The following is a 14,277-nucleotide window of genomic DNA, read 5'->3' on the forward strand; positions in this document are numbered from 1 at the left end:
ACCTGAACCGGACGAAAAAACCGCCCCGGCGAATGTGCCGGGGCGGGGGTGACGCGTGTTCGAACGGGTCCGTCAGCCGAGCTTCTTGACCTGGGCCGCGACGGCGGACCTCGGCTGCTCGGCGGTGCCGGCGAGGCTCAGTGAGTAGAAGCTGGCCAGGGAGTTGCCCTTGCGGACCACCACGAGTTCCGTCAGGACGGTCTCGCCCTCCCCCTCCAGCTTGACGGTGTAAGCAACCGCTTCGTCCCCCGCGGCCATGGGGGAGCTGGGATCCACCTTGGTGACCTTGGCCGGCTCCTCGCCCTGCGTGGCGATCTCGTACCCACTCGCGCAGATCGCGGCCGCCTTCTTGAAGGTGGCGAAGGCTTCCTCGGCGCCCGCGCCGTCGTACGAAGCCAGGGCGACGGAGGTGACCGTCCCGCCGAGGGCGTCCATTGCGGCCTTCGCCTTCTCCTCGGCAGTCGCGTTCGGCCCCGCTTCCTTCCCCTTGGCGATGAACTTGACCCGCGCGACTCCGGCAGGTGCGCCGATCTCGGCCATGGACTGCGCTTGGGCCACCGGGAGGCAGGCGGGCTTGTCGGTCGTGACCTTGGCGCCCTCCTTGACCTCCTCCGGGGTGACGGGCTTGACGACGTGGTCCGGCAGGTCGGCCTGGGTCAGGATCAGGCCGGCGAGCTCCGTCTCCGACTTCCCCTTCGCAGCCGGAGCCGACGCTGAAGCGGAAGCCGACGGCTTGGCGTCCGCCTTCGCGTCCGCCTTGTCGGACGCCCCGCAGGCCGTCGCGAGCAGCGCCAGCGACACGGCCGAGGCGGACAGGACGGTACGGCGGACGAGTGCGGTGCGCATGGTGGTGTTCCCCCCACAGGAAAGGTCTACGGCAAGGCAGCACGCCCGACCGCCCCGACCTGGGGGCGGCGTCACGAGCTGCGGTGATCCACACCGTACGGGGCCCCACTGACGCTGCTCCGGAGTTGCCTGCACCCGGCACGCATCGCGACCCTGCTGGTGTCCCAGGGGCTCCCGATCGAGACCGCCGCCCGCACAACCCACCCACCCCGGGCCATAAGACCCCGCCCCACGTGACCGACCACACCACCCACGGCGGCCCGTGACCCGTGACAATGGCCGTGTGATCTCTTCGCCGCCACGAAGCACGCCGGACCGCGCAACGGAGCGCCCCGACGCATCGGAGCACCCTGCGCAGGCCCAGCAGCCGCCGCACCCCGAGCACGCCGCGCACCCCACGCGCCGCCGGGGCCACGAGGCCTCCCCCTACGTCGACCTCACCCGTGCCGAGTGGAGCGCCCTGCGCGAGCGCACCCCGCTCCCGCTGACGGCCGACGAGGTCGAGCGGCTGCGCGGACTGGGCGACGTCATCGACCTCGACGAGGTCCGCGACGTCTACCTGCCGCTCTCCCGCCTGCTGAACCTGTACGTCGGCGCGACCAGCAATCTGCGCGGCACCCTCAACACCTTCCTCGGCGACGCCGGCAACGGCCACGGCGCCCAGCAGGGCACCCCCTTCGTCATAGGGGTCGCCGGCTCCGTGGCCGTGGGCAAGTCCACCGTGGCCCGTCTCCTCCAGGCCCTGCTGGCCCGCTGGCCGGAGCACCCGCGCGTGGAGCTGGTCACCACCGACGGGTTCCTCTACCCGATGAAGGAGCTCGAGCGGCGCGGTCTGACCGCCCGCAAGGGCTTCCCCGAGTCCTACGACCGCCGCGCGCTGACCCGCTTCGTCGCCGACATCAAGGCGGGCAAGGACGAGGTCACGGCCCCGGTCTACTCCCACCTGATCTACGACATCGTCCCCGACGAGCGGCTCGTCGTCCGCCGCCCCGACATCCTGATCGTCGAGGGGCTCAACGTCCTGCAGCCCGCCATGCCGGGCAAGGACGGCCGCACCCGGGTCGGTCTCGCCGACTACTTCGACTTCAGCGTGTACGTGGACGCCCGCCCCGAGGACATCGAGCGCTGGTACCTCAACCGCTTCCGCAAGCTGCGCGAGACGGCGTTCCAGAACCCCTTCTCCTACTTCCGGAAGTACACGCAGGTCTCGGAGGAGGAGGCGCTGGAGTACGCGCAGACGATGTGGCGGACCATCAACAAGCCCAACCTGCTGGAGAACGTGGCCCCGACCCGCGGCCGCGCCACCCTCGTCGTCCGCAAGGGCCCGGACCACAAGGTGCAGAAGCTGAGTCTGCGCAAGCTCTGAGCGCCCCCTGAAACCAGGGGCAGCCGGAAGCTAGGGTTCGACCATGCTGCATCTACGGATGATCATTCCGTCGGACCGGACGGACGCCGTGGTCCGGATCGTCGAAGGGACGGTCGGCACCACCCATCTGGCCGTGCTGCCCGGCGCCGCCCGCATCCCACAGGGCGACATCGTGCTGTGCGACGTCGCGCGGGAGGCGGGCGACGAGCTCCTGAACGAGCTCCGGGAGCTCGGCATCGACAAGGACGGGTCGATCGCGGTCGAGAACATCGACCTCTCCCTCTCCGACCGCGCCGACCGGGCCGAGGAGGAGGCTCCGGGCGAGGCGGCCGACGCCGTCCTGTGGGAGCAGCTGAGCGAGGCGACCCACGAGGAGTCCACCCTCACCATCACCTACAGCGCCTTCATGATCGTCGCGACGATGATCGCGGCCTGCGGCGTGGTCCTCGACAACGCCATCCTCATCGTGGGCGCGATGGCGGTCGGCCCGGAGTTCGGCCCGCTGGCCGGCGTCTGCACCGCCGTGGTGCAGCGCGCACCCAAGCTCGCCGCCCGCTCGCTGATCGCCCTGCTGGTGGGCTTCGCCGCCGCGATGGTCGCGACCACCGTCTTCACCCTGGTCATGGACGCGCTCGGCCTGTTCCACTCGGGAATGCTGGACAAGCCCCGCCCCAACACCAGCTTCATCTGGCAGCCGGACCTGTTCTCGTTCGTCGTGGCCCTGCTCGCCGGCGTCGCCGGGGTGCTGTCCCTGACCTCGGCGAAGTCCGGCGCGCTGGTCGGCGTCGCGATCTCGGTGACCACGGTCCCGGCGGCCGCCAACGCGGCCGTGGCCCTCGGCTACGGGGAGTTCGGCCAGATGTGGGGCTCCATCCAGCAGCTCCTGCTGAACCTCTTCGGCATCATGCTGGCCGGCGTCCTGACCCTGCTCGCCCAGAAGCTCCTTTGGCACACCCAGCGCAACCACTGGCGGCGTACGCCGTCCAAGGCCTGAACCCCGGCAACCCCGGCAACCCCGGCAACCCCGGCAACGACAGCGGCCCCGCGCTACGAAGCTTCGTAGCGCGGGGCCGCTGTCACGACGGTCGGGCGGGCTCTAGCCGAGCGCCGACTTCACCACGTCCGCGAGGCGCCCCGCGACCGAGCGGGCCTGCTCGATGTCGGCGGCCTCCACCATCACGCGCACGAGGGGCTCCGTGCCCGACGAACGCAGCAGCACGCGCCCGGTCGTACCGAGCTCCCGCTCCGCCTCGGCGACGGCCGCGGCCAGCTCGCCCGAGGTGGTGACCCGCGACTTGTCCACGTCGGGGACGTTGACCAGCACCTGCGGCAGCCGCGTCATGACCCCGGTCAGCTCGGCCATGGACCGGCCGGTGGCCGCGATCCGGGCCGCCAGCATCAGGCCGGTCAGGGTGCCGTCGCCGGTGGTGGCGTGGTCGAGGATGATCACGTGGCCGGACTGCTCGCCGCCCAGCGCGTACCCGTGCTCCTTCATCGACTCCAGCACGTACCGGTCGCCGACGCCCGTCTGCACGACGTTGATGCCCTCGGACTCCATGGCCAGCTTGAAGCCCAGGTTCGACATCACGGTGGCGACGACGGTGTCCTCGCGCAGGTGCCCGGCCTCGCGCATCGCCAGCGCGAGCACCGCGAGGATCTGGTCCCCGTCGACCTCTTCGCCGTTCGCGTCCACGGCGAGGCAGCGGTCGGCGTCCCCGTCGTGCGCGATGCCGAGGTCGGCCCCGTGCTCGACGACGGCCTGCTTCAGCAGACCGAGGTGGGTGGAGCCGCAGCCGTCGTTGATGTTCAGGCCGTCGGGCTCGGCACCGATGGTGACGATCTCCGCGCCGGCCCGGGTGAAGGCCTCGGGCGAGACGTAGGCGGCCGCGCCGTGCGCCTCGTCCAGGACGACCTTGAGGCCGTCCAGACGGTTGGGCAGCACGCCCATGAGGTGGGCGACGTACTTGTCGAAGCCCTCGGTGTAGTCGGAGACGCGGCCGACACCGGCGCCCGTCGGGCGGTCCCACGGGGCGCCCGTGCGGTGGTCCTCGTAGACCGACTCGATCCGGTCCTCCAGCTCGTCGGCGAGCTTGTGGCCGCCGCGCGCGAAGAACTTGATGCCGTTGTCGGGCATGGCGTTGTGGCTGGCCGAGAGCATGACGCCGAGGTCGGCGCCCAGCGCACCGGTGAGATACGCCACCGCCGGGGTGGGCAGCACACCGACGCGCAGGACGTCCACGCCCGCGCTCGCGAGGCCGGCGACGACTGCGGCCTCCAGGAACTCGCCCGAGGCGCGGGGGTCCCGGCCGACCACCGCGGTGGCCCGATGCCCGGCGAAGGTGCCCGCCTCGGCCAGTACGTGCGCGGCCGCCACGGAGAGGCCGAGCGCGAGCTCGGCCGTCAGATCCGCGTTGGCGACGCCTCGTACACCGTCCGTCCCGAAGAGTCGTCCCACTGTTGTCCTCCCGAGTTCACACTTCACTATGAGCAGTTGTGCCAATTATTTGCCGCTTTTGGCGGTAAACGAACCGCCCCGGCAGCACACAGAGTGCTGCCGGGGCGGATTCGTGCTGAACAGCAGGCGAGATTAACGCTTGCTGTACTGCGGAGCCTTACGGGCCTTCTTGAGACCGGCCTTCTTGCGCTCGACCGCACGGTCGTCGCGGGAGAGGAAGCCGGCCTTCTTCAGCGCCGGGCGGTTGTTGTCCACGTCCGCCTCGTTCAGCGCACGGGCCACACCGAGGCGCAGGGCGCCGGCCTGGCCGGACACGCCGCCACCCGAGATGCGGGCGATGACGTCGTAGCGGTTGTCCAGCTCGAGCAGCTTGAACGGCTCGTTGACTTCCTGCTGGTGCACCTTGTTGGGGAAGTAGTCCTCAAGGGTGCGACCGTTGATCTTCCACTTGCCGGTGCCCGGAACGATCCGGACGCGGGCGATGGCGTTCTTGCGACGGCCCAGGCCGGCGGCCGGCTGGGGGTCGCCGAAGCGGCCGGCAAGGGACTCGGAGGTGTAGTCGCCCTCGACGACAACCTCGGACTCGCTGGTGTACTCCTCGACGTTGCCCTCGAACTCTTCGACGGGGGTCGTCTCGGCGGTGGTCTCGGCCACGATGCTCCTCAGAAGTTTCTTGTCTTAGGGGGTGTGGTGGCCGGAACTACTGCGCGACCTGGGTGATCTCGAACGGCACCGGCTGCTGAGCAGCGTGGGGGTGCACATCGCCCGAGTAGACCTTCAGCTTCGAGAGCATCTGACGGCCCAGGGTGTTCTTGGGGATCATGCCCTTGATGGCCTTCTCGACGGCCTTCTCCGGGTTGTTCGCCAGGAGGTCGTCGTAGCGGACCGAGCGGAGGCCACCCGGGAAACCGGAGTGGCGGTACGCCATCTTCTGGGTCGCCTTGTTGCCGGACAGGTGAACCTTGTCGGCGTTGATGATGATGACGAAGTCGCCCATGTCCATGTGGGGGGCGTAAGTCGGCTTGTGCTTACCCCGCAGGAGGGTAGCGGCCTGGGTCGCCAGACGGCCGAGGACAACGTCCTGGGCGTCGATGACGTGCCACTGGCGCGAGATGTCGCCGGGCTTGGGGCTGAACGTACGCACGCGTATGCCTTCGCTTCTTCAGTGGTGGGTCATCCCCGGGGGGTGAGCCCGAGGGACGGGTCCTGACATGGGTCACCACGGACGATCACGACAGCCCTGGTTCACATCGGAGACGCAACCCGTGTGTACCGCTGGTCATCGGCCCGGTGGACCGGCGCAAGGCAAATTCACGTGAGAATGAGAAAGCCAATACGCATAACGAACCAGCAGGGTACCCCTGAAGACCTGGAAGGGTCAAAACGCGGTCCGCGAACCCGTTTCGACGGGGGTCGCGGCGCACTCCGGTTCGGTCCTGGGTGGGGACCCCGTAGTTGTTACGGGTTCCAGAGTAACCCGGATCGGACGCAGTGCTCGACGCGCCAGCAGTCCGGCGAGCGAGCACAGGGTCACCATGTCCCTGAATGCCCGTCTCTTGGCCTCGAACTCCGAGGGCCACGGGATGCCCGCGGTCTGGGGCACCAGGGCCACCCAGAACCAGGGCGAGCGCGGCATCGAGCCCGCCCGCACCCCCGAGGCCAGCAGCAGCGGGAGCACCACGATCAGGTAGTGGTCGAAGGAGGGCCGCGACACCAGGAACGCGGCGAGCATCACCATGCAGGCCGTCTCCACCAGCCTCAGCTCGCCCGCGTCGCCGTCCGCCTCGACCGGCCGCCGCCACCGCCGCCAGGTCGCCCACAGCCCGCACGCGGCCCCCGCGAAGGCCAGCGCCACCGCCAGCGGGGCGGGCACCCCCAGCCGGGGCAGCGCGGCGATCGGCGAGGCGTCCCAGGGCAGTGCGTAGGAATCCTGCCCCTGGAGCAGGAACGGCAGGGTCTTGGTGAAGAACAGCATCGGGTGCGGCATCATCAGCGCCCCCGCCAGCGAGAGCCCCACCGGCACGCCCACCGCCAGGGCCAGTCCCCGCCACTGCCGCGCCAGGAGGAAGAGCAGCCCGATCGGCACCAGCATCGGCTTGCACGCGATGGCGAGGCCCACCACCAGCCCGGCCGCGGCCCAGTGCTTGCGGTGCGCCAGCAGCAGCGCCACCGGCAGGGCGGCGGCGGAGATGGCCGTCCAGTTCGCGATGAGCACGAGGTTGATGTACGGCTTGTAGGCCAGCGCGAACAGTGCGAAACCGCCGACGGCGAGCCGTGAGCGCACCGGTACCGAGAACAGCCGCAGCGAGGCCCACCAGCCGAGGCCGACGAGTCCGGTCATCCCCAGCGGCAGCACGACGCGCAGCAGCGCCGGCGGCAGCAGCGCCTCCGGGATCGCCATGATCACGGCACTGGGCAGGTAGAGGAACCGCTTGTCCTCGTACGGGGAGACCCCGGCGAGCAGGGCGTCCGCCGCCTTGACCACGAAGGCGTTGTCCGAGCCCCAGTTCACCCGCAGGCTCGCCGAGACCGACACGGACAGCAGGATCACCAGGCCCACGAACCGCCAGGACCGGGGGGCCGGCCGCAGCAGCCAGGCCACCCCCCGGTCCCAGGAGGACGGGCTGTCCCACTTCATGACCCAGACACTCGGCCGCAGCCCCACAACGAAGTCCCCTCGACCCAAGCCGGGGGCGGTCTCCCCCTAGCGCTTCCGCTCGACCCTACGTTCGTCCCAGACGGGCTCCGTAGTCTCCCGTACAACACCGTCTGAACCGAAGACCAGGTAACGGTCAAATGTCCGGGCGAACCACCGGTCGTGCGTGACGCACAGCACAGTGCCGTCGTACGCCTCCAGCCCGTCCTGCAGCGCTTCCGCCGATTCCAGGTCCAGGTTGTCCGTCGGCTCGTCCAGGAGCAGCGCCGTCGTACCCGCCAGCTCCAGCAGCAGGATCTGGAAACGCGCCTGCTGGCCGCCCGAGAGCCGCTCGAAGGGCTGCTCGCCCTGGCGCTCCAGCTCGTAGCGGCGCAGGGCGCCCATCGCCTGGCCGAGCGGCTTCGCCGCCTCCGTCCACAGGATGTCGACGAGCGTACGGCCGAACAGCTCGGGGTGGGCGTGGGTCTGCGCGAAGTGGCCGGGAACCACGCGGGCGCCGAGCTTCCACGTACCCGTGTGCTTGACGTCCTCCCCCGCCATCAGGCGCAGGAAGTGGGACTTCCCGGAGCCGTTCGAGCCCAGGACCGCGACCCGCTCCCCGTAGAAGACCTCCAGGGAGAAGGGCTTCATCAGCCCGGTGAGCTCCAGGTTCTCCACCGTGAGCGCGCGCACGCCCGTACGGCCGCCCTTGAGCCGCATCTTGATGTCCTGCTCGCGCGGCGGCTCGGGCGGCGGACCGGCCTCCTCGAACTTCTTGAAGCGGGTCTGCATCGCGTGGTACCGCGAGGCCATGTCCGGGCTGATCGCGGCCTGGCCGCGCAGACGCAGCACCAGGGCCTTCAGCCGGGCGTGCTCCTCGTCCCAGCGCCGCTTGAGCTCCTCGAAGCGCGCGAAGCGCTCCTTGCGGGCGTCGTGGAAGGTGGCGAAGCCCGCGCCGTGCACCCAGACGTCGGAGCCGTTCGGGCTCGCCTCCAGGCTGATGATCTTCTCGGCGGACTGGGTCAGCAGCTCCCGGTCGTGGCTGACGAAGAGCACCGTCTTGCGGGTGGCCTTGAGCTGCTCCTCCAGCCACCGCTTGCCCGGGACGTCGAGGTAGTTGTCCGGCTCGTCGAGCAGCAGCACCTCGTCCGGCCCGCGCAGCAGCGCCTCCAGGACCAGCCGCTTCTGCTCACCGCCCGAGAGCGTGCGCACCTCGCGGAACTGCGCCGAGTCGTACGGGATCGCCAGCGCGGCCATCGTGCAGACGTCCCACAGCGTCTCCGCCTCGTACCCCTGCACGTCGGCCCAGTCGCTCAGCGCCTGCGCGTAGGCCATCTGGGCGGGCTCGTCGTCCACCGTGAGGATCAGCTGCTCGGCACGGTCCACGGCCTTGGCGGCCTCCCGGATCCGCGGCTGGGCCACCGAGACCAGCAGGTCCCGTACGGTCGTCTCGTCGCGGACCGAGCCCACGAACTGCGACATCACGCCCAGCCCGCCGCTGACGGTCACGCCGCCGCCGTGCGGCTGGAGCTCCCCGGAGATCATCTTCAGCAGCGTGGTCTTGCCGGCCCCGTTCGCCCCGACCAGGGCGACGACCGACCCCTCCCCCACCCGGAAGGAGACGTCGGGGAGCAGAACCCGCCCGTCGGGAAGGTAGTACTCCAGGTGGCTGGCTTCGAGATGTCCCATGCGGGGCATTGTCCAGGTCCGGCCCCGATCCGCCCAAACGGATTAGGCCCGTCCTAGCAGCAGCCGGCCCCGGGCAGCGTCCGCAGGTTCCGTGCTTCCTTGCTGCGGGCGGCCAGCAGCTCGTCGGCCGGGTAGCCGACCTCCTCCAGGGTCAGCCCGTGCGGCTTGACCACGTGCACCGAGGAGTCCCGTACGGCCGCGGCCAGCACCTTGCCGGGCCAGTCGGTCGTCCGGTGGCCGTCGCCGACGTGCAGCAGGGCGCCGACCAGCGAGCGGACCATGTTGTGGCAGAAGGCGTCGGCGCGGACGGTCGCGGTGATGATCCCCTCCGCGTCCCGCTCCCAGCTGAGCTGCTGGAGGGTGCGGATGGTCGTGGCCCCCTCCCGCTTCTTGCAGTACGCGGCGAAGTCGTGCTCCCCGACCAGCGCGGCGGCGGCCTCGTTCATGGCGTCCACGTCGAGCGGCCACTGGTACCAGAGCACGTGCCCGCGGCGCAGCGGGTCCACGCCGGCCTGGTGGTCACCCACGCGGTAGGCGTAGCGGCGCCAGATCGCGGAGAACCGCGCGTTGAACCCGGCGGGGGCCTCGGAGGCCTTCCACACCCGTACGTCGTGCGGCAGCCGTCCGGCGAGGCGGCGCAGGAGCTTGTCCTGGTGCTCGGCCCACACCTCGTCCCGTACGTCGAACTGCGCGACCTGGCCGCGCGCGTGCACGCCCGCGTCGGTCCGGCCGGCCACGGTCAGCTCCACCGGGTCGGGCAGCCGCATCACGGTCTGCAGGGCCGACTCCAGCTCCCCCTGGACGGTCCGCAGCACGCGCTGCTTCGCCCAGCCGGAGAAGTCCTTGCCGTCGTAGCTCAGGTCCAGCCTGACCCGGGTGTGCCCGGGCTCCACCTCGTCACTCACGTGACAGATCCTCTCTCAGCCGCATCTCGTGCACCAAAGCAGAACGGGCCCGCCCCGGTAAGGGGGCGGGCCCGTTCAGAGCCGATCAAGCGAGCTCCGATCCCGAAGGATCAGGCCTCCTTGGTCTCCTCGGCGGGGGTCTCGACAGCCTCCGCCTCCTTGACCGCGCGCTTGGTGGCGGCCTCGGCCTCACCAGTGGCCTGCTGGGCGACCGTAAGGGCCTCGACCAGCTCGATCACGGCCATCGGGGCGTTGTCGCCACGACGGTTGCCGATCTTGGTGATGCGCGTGTAACCACCGGGGCGGTTCTCGTAGCGCGGGGCGATCTCGGTGAACAGCGTGTGCACGATGCTCTTGTCCGTGATCGTCTGCAGCACCAGGCGACGGTTGTGGATGTCGCCCTTCTTGGCCTTGGTCACCAGACGCTCGGCGTAGGGACGCAGGCGACGGGCCTTGGCCTCGGTGGTGGTGATGCGGCCGTGCTCGAAGAGCGCCTTCGCGAGGTTCGCGAGGAGGTGCTTCTCGTGCGCGGCGCTGCCGCCCAGACGGGCACCCTTTGCGGGACGCGGCATGGTCTTACTCCTTCATATCTGCACCGGCCGTGTCAGGTACCGGTGTCAGTTCCCCCGAGGCGGATGCCGCGGGAAAGTTCAGGTGGTGCTTAGTACTGCTCGGTCTCGACGAAACCGGCGTCCGCGTCGTCGTCGGCGCCGAAGGCGTCGGCCGCGGCGGTCGGGTCGAATCCGGGCGGGCTGTCCTTGAGGGCCAGGCCCATGCCGGCCAGCTTCGCCTTGACCTCGTCGATCGACTTCGCACCGAAGTTGCGGATGTCGAGCAGGTCGGCCTCGGAGCGGGCGACGAGCTCACCCACGGAGTGGATGCCCTCGCGCTTGAGGCAGTTGTACGACCGAACGGTGAGCTCGAGCTCCTCGATCGGCAGGGCGAGATCAGCGGCCAGGGCCGCGTCCGTCGGCGAGGGGCCCATGTCGATGCCCTCGGCGTCGATGTTGAGCTCGCGGGCCAGACCGAACAGCTCGACCAGGGTCTTGCCGGCGGACGCCATGGCGTCGCGCGGGCGCATGGCCTGCTTGGTCTCGACGTCGACGATGAGCTTGTCGAAGTCGGTGCGCTGCTCGACTCGGGTCGCCTCGACCTTGTAGGTGACCTTGAGGACCGGGCTGTAGATGGAGTCGATCGGGATGCGACCGATCTCCTGGCCCAGCTGCTTGTTCTGGACGGCGGAGACGTAGCCGCGACCGCGCTCGACGGTCAGCTCCATCTCCAGCTTGCCCTTGCCGTTGAGCGTGGCGAGGACCAGGTCCGGGTTGTGCACCTCGACACCGGCCGGGGGCGCGATGTCGGCAGCGGTGACCAGGCCGGGACCCTGCTTGCGCAGGTACATCACGACCGGCTCGTCGTGCTCCGAGGAGACGACCAGCTGCTTGATGTTGAGGATGATGTCGGTGACGTCTTCCTTGACACCGGGCACGGTGGTGAACTCGTGCAGGACGCCGTCCACGCGGATGCTGGTGACAGCGGCACCCGGGATCGAGGACAGGAGCGTGCGGCGGAGCGAGTTGCCGAGGGTGTAGCCGAAGCCCGGCTCGAGCGGCTCGATCACGAACCGCGAGCGGTACTCGTCTACGACCTCTTCGGTCAGCGAGGGGCGCTGAGCGATAAGCATGTGGATTCCTTCATTCGTGGACGCCCACTATTTGACGCCCGACGGATCGCGGCCCCGGAGGGCCACGGACTACAAGGGTACGGGCGGTACGTCCCCCGCGAGGGGTTCGTACCGCCCGAACACTCAAAGACGCACAGGTGCGAAGCCTGAGCGCGCCTCGTTTGCGCGGCGGCGCGGATCGCGCCGCCCCGGATCAGACGCGGCGACGCTTGGGCGGACGGCAGCCGTTGTGCGGGGTGGGGGTGACGTCCTGGATCGAGCCGACCTCGAGGCCGGTGGCCTGGAGGGAGCGGATCGCGGTCTCACGGCCGGAGCCGGGACCCTTGACGAAGACGTCGACCTTGCGCATGCCGTGCTCCTGCGCGCGACGGGCGGCCGACTCGGCGGCCATCTGTGCGGCGAAGGGGGTGGACTTGCGCGAGCCCTTGAAGCCGACGTGGCCGGCGGAGGCCCAAGAGATCACGTTGCCCGCGGGGTCCGTGATCGAAACGATGGTGTTGTTGAACGTGCTCTTGATGTGGGCGTGCCCATGAGCGACGTTCTTCTTTTCCTTGCGGCGCACCTTCTTGGCAGCGCCCTGACGACCCTTGGGGGGCATCTAAATCTCCTACGGGAGGTGGTCGGTCCTACAGCGCAAGACCGCTGAACAGGACTACTTCTTGCCCGGCTTCTTCTTACCGGCGATCGCGCGACGCGGACCCTTGCGGGTACGGGCGTTCGTGCTGGTGCGCTGACCGTGCACGGGCAGGCCACGACGGTGGCGAACACCCTGGTAGCACTGGATCTCGACCTTGCGGCGGATGTCGGCCTGGATCTCGCGGCGGAGGTCACCCTCGGTGCGGAGGTTGGCGTCCACGTACTCGCGGATCTTGACCAGGTCCTCTTCGGCCAGGTCACGAACGCGGGTGTCGGGGTTCACACCGGTGGCCGCAAGGATTTCCTTGGACCGGGTGCGACCGACACCGAAGACGTAGGTAAGTGCGATCTCCACACGCTTTTCGCGCGGGATGTCAACACCGGAAACGCGTGCCATTCAATGGCTCCTGTGTGTTCGGGGGTCTTCCGCAGAACCGAACCCCGACCGCCGACCACTCCTGATGGGTGGTGGTACGCCCGGGTCCCCGGCCCCCGCCGGAGGTGCCGCCGGCCCTGGTCAGGGCTGGGCGGGTTCTGCGTATGTACGTTTTCTTACGTCGCGCGAAGAACTGCGTAGTGCAGGTCGGTCGGCGTGCGTCAGCCCTGGCGCTGCTTGTGGCGCAGGTTGTCGCAGATGACCATGACCCGACCGTGACGGCGGATCACCTTGCACTTGTCGCAGATCTTCTTGACGCTCGGCTTGACCTTCATGTTGGTGAGGTTCTCCGGGTCAGTGCCACCACCCGCGTCGGGACAGGACGTCCGGACGGGAGTGAAGACAAGATCTACTTGTATCGGTAGACGATCCGGCCACGCGTCAGGTCGTACGGAGAGAGCTCCACGACGACCCGGTCATCAGGGAGGATGCGGATGTAGTGCATGCGCATCTTGCCGCTGATGTGCGCGAGGACCTTGTGACCGTTCTGGAGTTCCACCTTGAACATCGCGTTCGGGAGGGACTCGATCACGGTGCCCTCGATTTCGATGGCACCTTGCTTCTTGGCCACGCTTCGCCTTTCGAATCGGCTACCTTGATCAGCTCCCCGCCTTCGCATGAGGACATGCGGGTGCAAAGGAGCCGACGAGTCAGTCTACGTCAGGGCCCACTGAAAGACGAATCCGGAAAGTGTGCCCTACAGGATAGATCATCAATCCTGGTCATACCGGTTGGCCCAGCTGGGCCGACCCTGCTCAGCCCAGCGGGTCGGGCGCCGTCGTGACCCCGTACTCCGCCAGCTTCGCCTTGCCGCAGTCCGGGGAGGTGAGGACGATCGGCCCCTCCTCGGTCAGGGCGATGGAGTGCTCCCAGTGCGAGGACCAGGTGCCGTCCGTGGTGATGACCGTCCAGTCGTCCGCCAGGACCTCCGTCTGGGCGGTGCCCAGCGAGACCATCGGCTCGATCGCCAGGCACAGGCCGGGGACGAGCTTGATGCCCTTGCCCCGCTTGCGCGAGACGTAGTTCAGCAGGTGCGGGTCCATGTGCATCTCGGAACCGATGCCGTGGCCGCCGTAGTCCTCGATGATCCCGAACTTGCCGAGGCTGTGCTCACCCGTGGTCGGGCGCGGCTGCCGCTTGATGTAGGTCTCGATCGCCTTCGAGATGTCCACGAGGCGGTTACCGAGCTTCATGGCGGCGATACCGGCCCACATGGACTCCTCGGTCACCCGGGAGAGCTCCACGAGCTCAGGGGCGTGCCCAGAGCCCACGAAGGCGGTGTACGCGGCGTCGCCGTGCCAGCCGTCGACGATCGCGCCGGCGTCGATCGAGATGATGTCGCCGTCCTTGAGGACCGTCTTGTCGTCGGGGATGCCGTGGACCACGACCTCGTTGACCGAGGTGCAGATGGTCGCGGGGAACCCGCCGTAGCCGAGGAAGTTCGACGTGGCGCCGGCGTCCGCGATGACCTTGCGGGCCACCATGTCCAGATCCCGCGTCGTGGCGCCCGGCACGGCCGCCTCACGGGTCGCCGCGTGGATCGCAGCGACGACCAGCCCCGCCTCACGCATCTTCGCGATCTGCTCGGGGGTCTTGATCTGGACCATGACGTACCTGCCACCTTC

16 protein-coding genes are annotated in these 14,277 nt (G+C 69.2%); 2 read left to right on the forward strand and 14 right to left on the reverse strand.

Annotated elements, in window-relative coordinates:
• Nucleotides 1-72: 72 nt before the first annotated feature.
• Nucleotides 73-846, reverse strand: a complete 774-nt coding sequence (locus AC3IX6_RS14185; protein ID WP_489370477.1) for a hypothetical protein — start codon at nucleotides 844-846, stop codon at nucleotides 73-75.
• 283 nt (nucleotides 847-1,129) lie between these two features.
• On the opposite strand from AC3IX6_RS14185, the gene coaA reads away from it, so the two are divergent.
• A complete protein-coding gene (coaA, locus tag AC3IX6_RS14190) occupies nucleotides 1,130-2,212 on the forward strand; it encodes a type I pantothenate kinase (protein WP_489370478.1) in 1,083 nt (360 codons plus the stop codon).
• Between the two features lie 43 nt (nucleotides 2,213-2,255).
• Nucleotides 2,256-3,206: a DUF389 domain-containing protein gene (locus AC3IX6_RS14195; protein WP_489370479.1), complete on the forward strand. Its 951-nt coding sequence runs from the start codon at nucleotides 2,256-2,258 to the stop codon at nucleotides 3,204-3,206.
• A 102-nt stretch (nucleotides 3,207-3,308) separates the two neighbouring features.
• On the opposite strand, the gene glmM is transcribed toward AC3IX6_RS14195, so the two are convergent.
• The 13 genes from glmM to map all read right to left on the reverse strand — a co-directional run bounded on the left by glmM (nucleotide 3,309) and on the right by map (nucleotide 14,259).
• Complete coding sequence (glmM, locus tag AC3IX6_RS14200; protein ID WP_489370480.1) at nucleotides 3,309-4,667, reverse strand: phosphoglucosamine mutase; 1,359 nt, start codon at nucleotides 4,665-4,667, stop codon at nucleotides 3,309-3,311.
• A 132-nt stretch (nucleotides 4,668-4,799) separates the two neighbouring features.
• Nucleotides 4,800-5,321 (reverse strand): 30S ribosomal protein S9, encoded by a 522-nt coding sequence (gene rpsI / locus AC3IX6_RS14205; protein WP_053682604.1) that lies wholly within the window; start codon nucleotides 5,319-5,321, stop codon nucleotides 4,800-4,802.
• Between the two features lie 46 nt (nucleotides 5,322-5,367).
• The gene (rplM, locus tag AC3IX6_RS14210) at nucleotides 5,368-5,811 is read right to left on the reverse strand and encodes a 50S ribosomal protein L13 (RefSeq protein WP_112447734.1); all 444 of its coding nucleotides are present in this window, start codon (nucleotides 5,809-5,811) and stop codon (nucleotides 5,368-5,370) included.
• 234 nt (nucleotides 5,812-6,045) lie between these two features.
• Nucleotides 6,046-7,305: a glycosyltransferase family 87 protein gene (locus AC3IX6_RS14215; RefSeq protein WP_489370482.1), complete on the reverse strand. Its 1,260-nt coding sequence runs from the start codon at nucleotides 7,303-7,305 to the stop codon at nucleotides 6,046-6,048.
• Between the two features lie 66 nt (nucleotides 7,306-7,371).
• A complete protein-coding gene (locus AC3IX6_RS14220) occupies nucleotides 7,372-8,991 on the reverse strand; it encodes an ABC-F family ATP-binding cassette domain-containing protein (RefSeq protein ID WP_403710227.1) in 1,620 nt (539 codons plus the stop codon).
• A 53-nt stretch (nucleotides 8,992-9,044) separates the two neighbouring features.
• Nucleotides 9,045-9,896 (reverse strand): tRNA pseudouridine(38-40) synthase TruA, encoded by an 852-nt coding sequence (gene truA, locus AC3IX6_RS14225; RefSeq protein ID WP_489370483.1) that lies wholly within the window; start codon nucleotides 9,894-9,896, stop codon nucleotides 9,045-9,047.
• Between the two features lie 110 nt (nucleotides 9,897-10,006).
• Nucleotides 10,007-10,468: a 50S ribosomal protein L17 gene (gene rplQ / locus AC3IX6_RS14230; protein ID WP_030154710.1), complete on the reverse strand. Its 462-nt coding sequence runs from the start codon at nucleotides 10,466-10,468 to the stop codon at nucleotides 10,007-10,009.
• An 89-nt stretch (nucleotides 10,469-10,557) separates the two neighbouring features.
• Nucleotides 10,558-11,580 (reverse strand): DNA-directed RNA polymerase subunit alpha, encoded by a 1,023-nt coding sequence (locus AC3IX6_RS14235; protein ID WP_008739666.1) that lies wholly within the window; start codon nucleotides 11,578-11,580, stop codon nucleotides 10,558-10,560.
• Between the two features lie 193 nt (nucleotides 11,581-11,773).
• Nucleotides 11,774-12,178, reverse strand: coding sequence for a 30S ribosomal protein S11 (gene rpsK, locus AC3IX6_RS14240; protein WP_006376016.1), 405 nt, complete (start codon nucleotides 12,176-12,178; stop codon nucleotides 11,774-11,776).
• A gap of 54 nt (nucleotides 12,179-12,232) precedes the next feature.
• Entirely contained in the window at nucleotides 12,233-12,613 is a 381-nt protein-coding gene (rpsM, locus tag AC3IX6_RS14245; protein WP_053682609.1) for a 30S ribosomal protein S13, read from the reverse strand.
• A gap of 200 nt (nucleotides 12,614-12,813) precedes the next feature.
• Nucleotides 12,814-12,927, reverse strand: a complete 114-nt coding sequence (gene rpmJ / locus AC3IX6_RS14250; protein ID WP_003956441.1) for a 50S ribosomal protein L36 — start codon at nucleotides 12,925-12,927, stop codon at nucleotides 12,814-12,816.
• A 74-nt stretch (nucleotides 12,928-13,001) separates the two neighbouring features.
• On the reverse strand, nucleotides 13,002-13,223 hold the full coding sequence (infA, locus tag AC3IX6_RS14255; RefSeq protein ID WP_003956442.1) for a translation initiation factor IF-1: 222 nt from the start codon (nucleotides 13,221-13,223) through the stop codon (nucleotides 13,002-13,004).
• 184 nt (nucleotides 13,224-13,407) lie between these two features.
• Entirely contained in the window at nucleotides 13,408-14,259 is an 852-nt protein-coding gene (gene map, locus AC3IX6_RS14260) for a type I methionyl aminopeptidase (protein ID WP_489370484.1), read from the reverse strand.
• Nucleotides 14,260-14,277 lie beyond the last annotated feature (18 nt).

The sequence above is a fragment of the Streptomyces sp. GL_141 genome, from assembly GCF_057834385.1.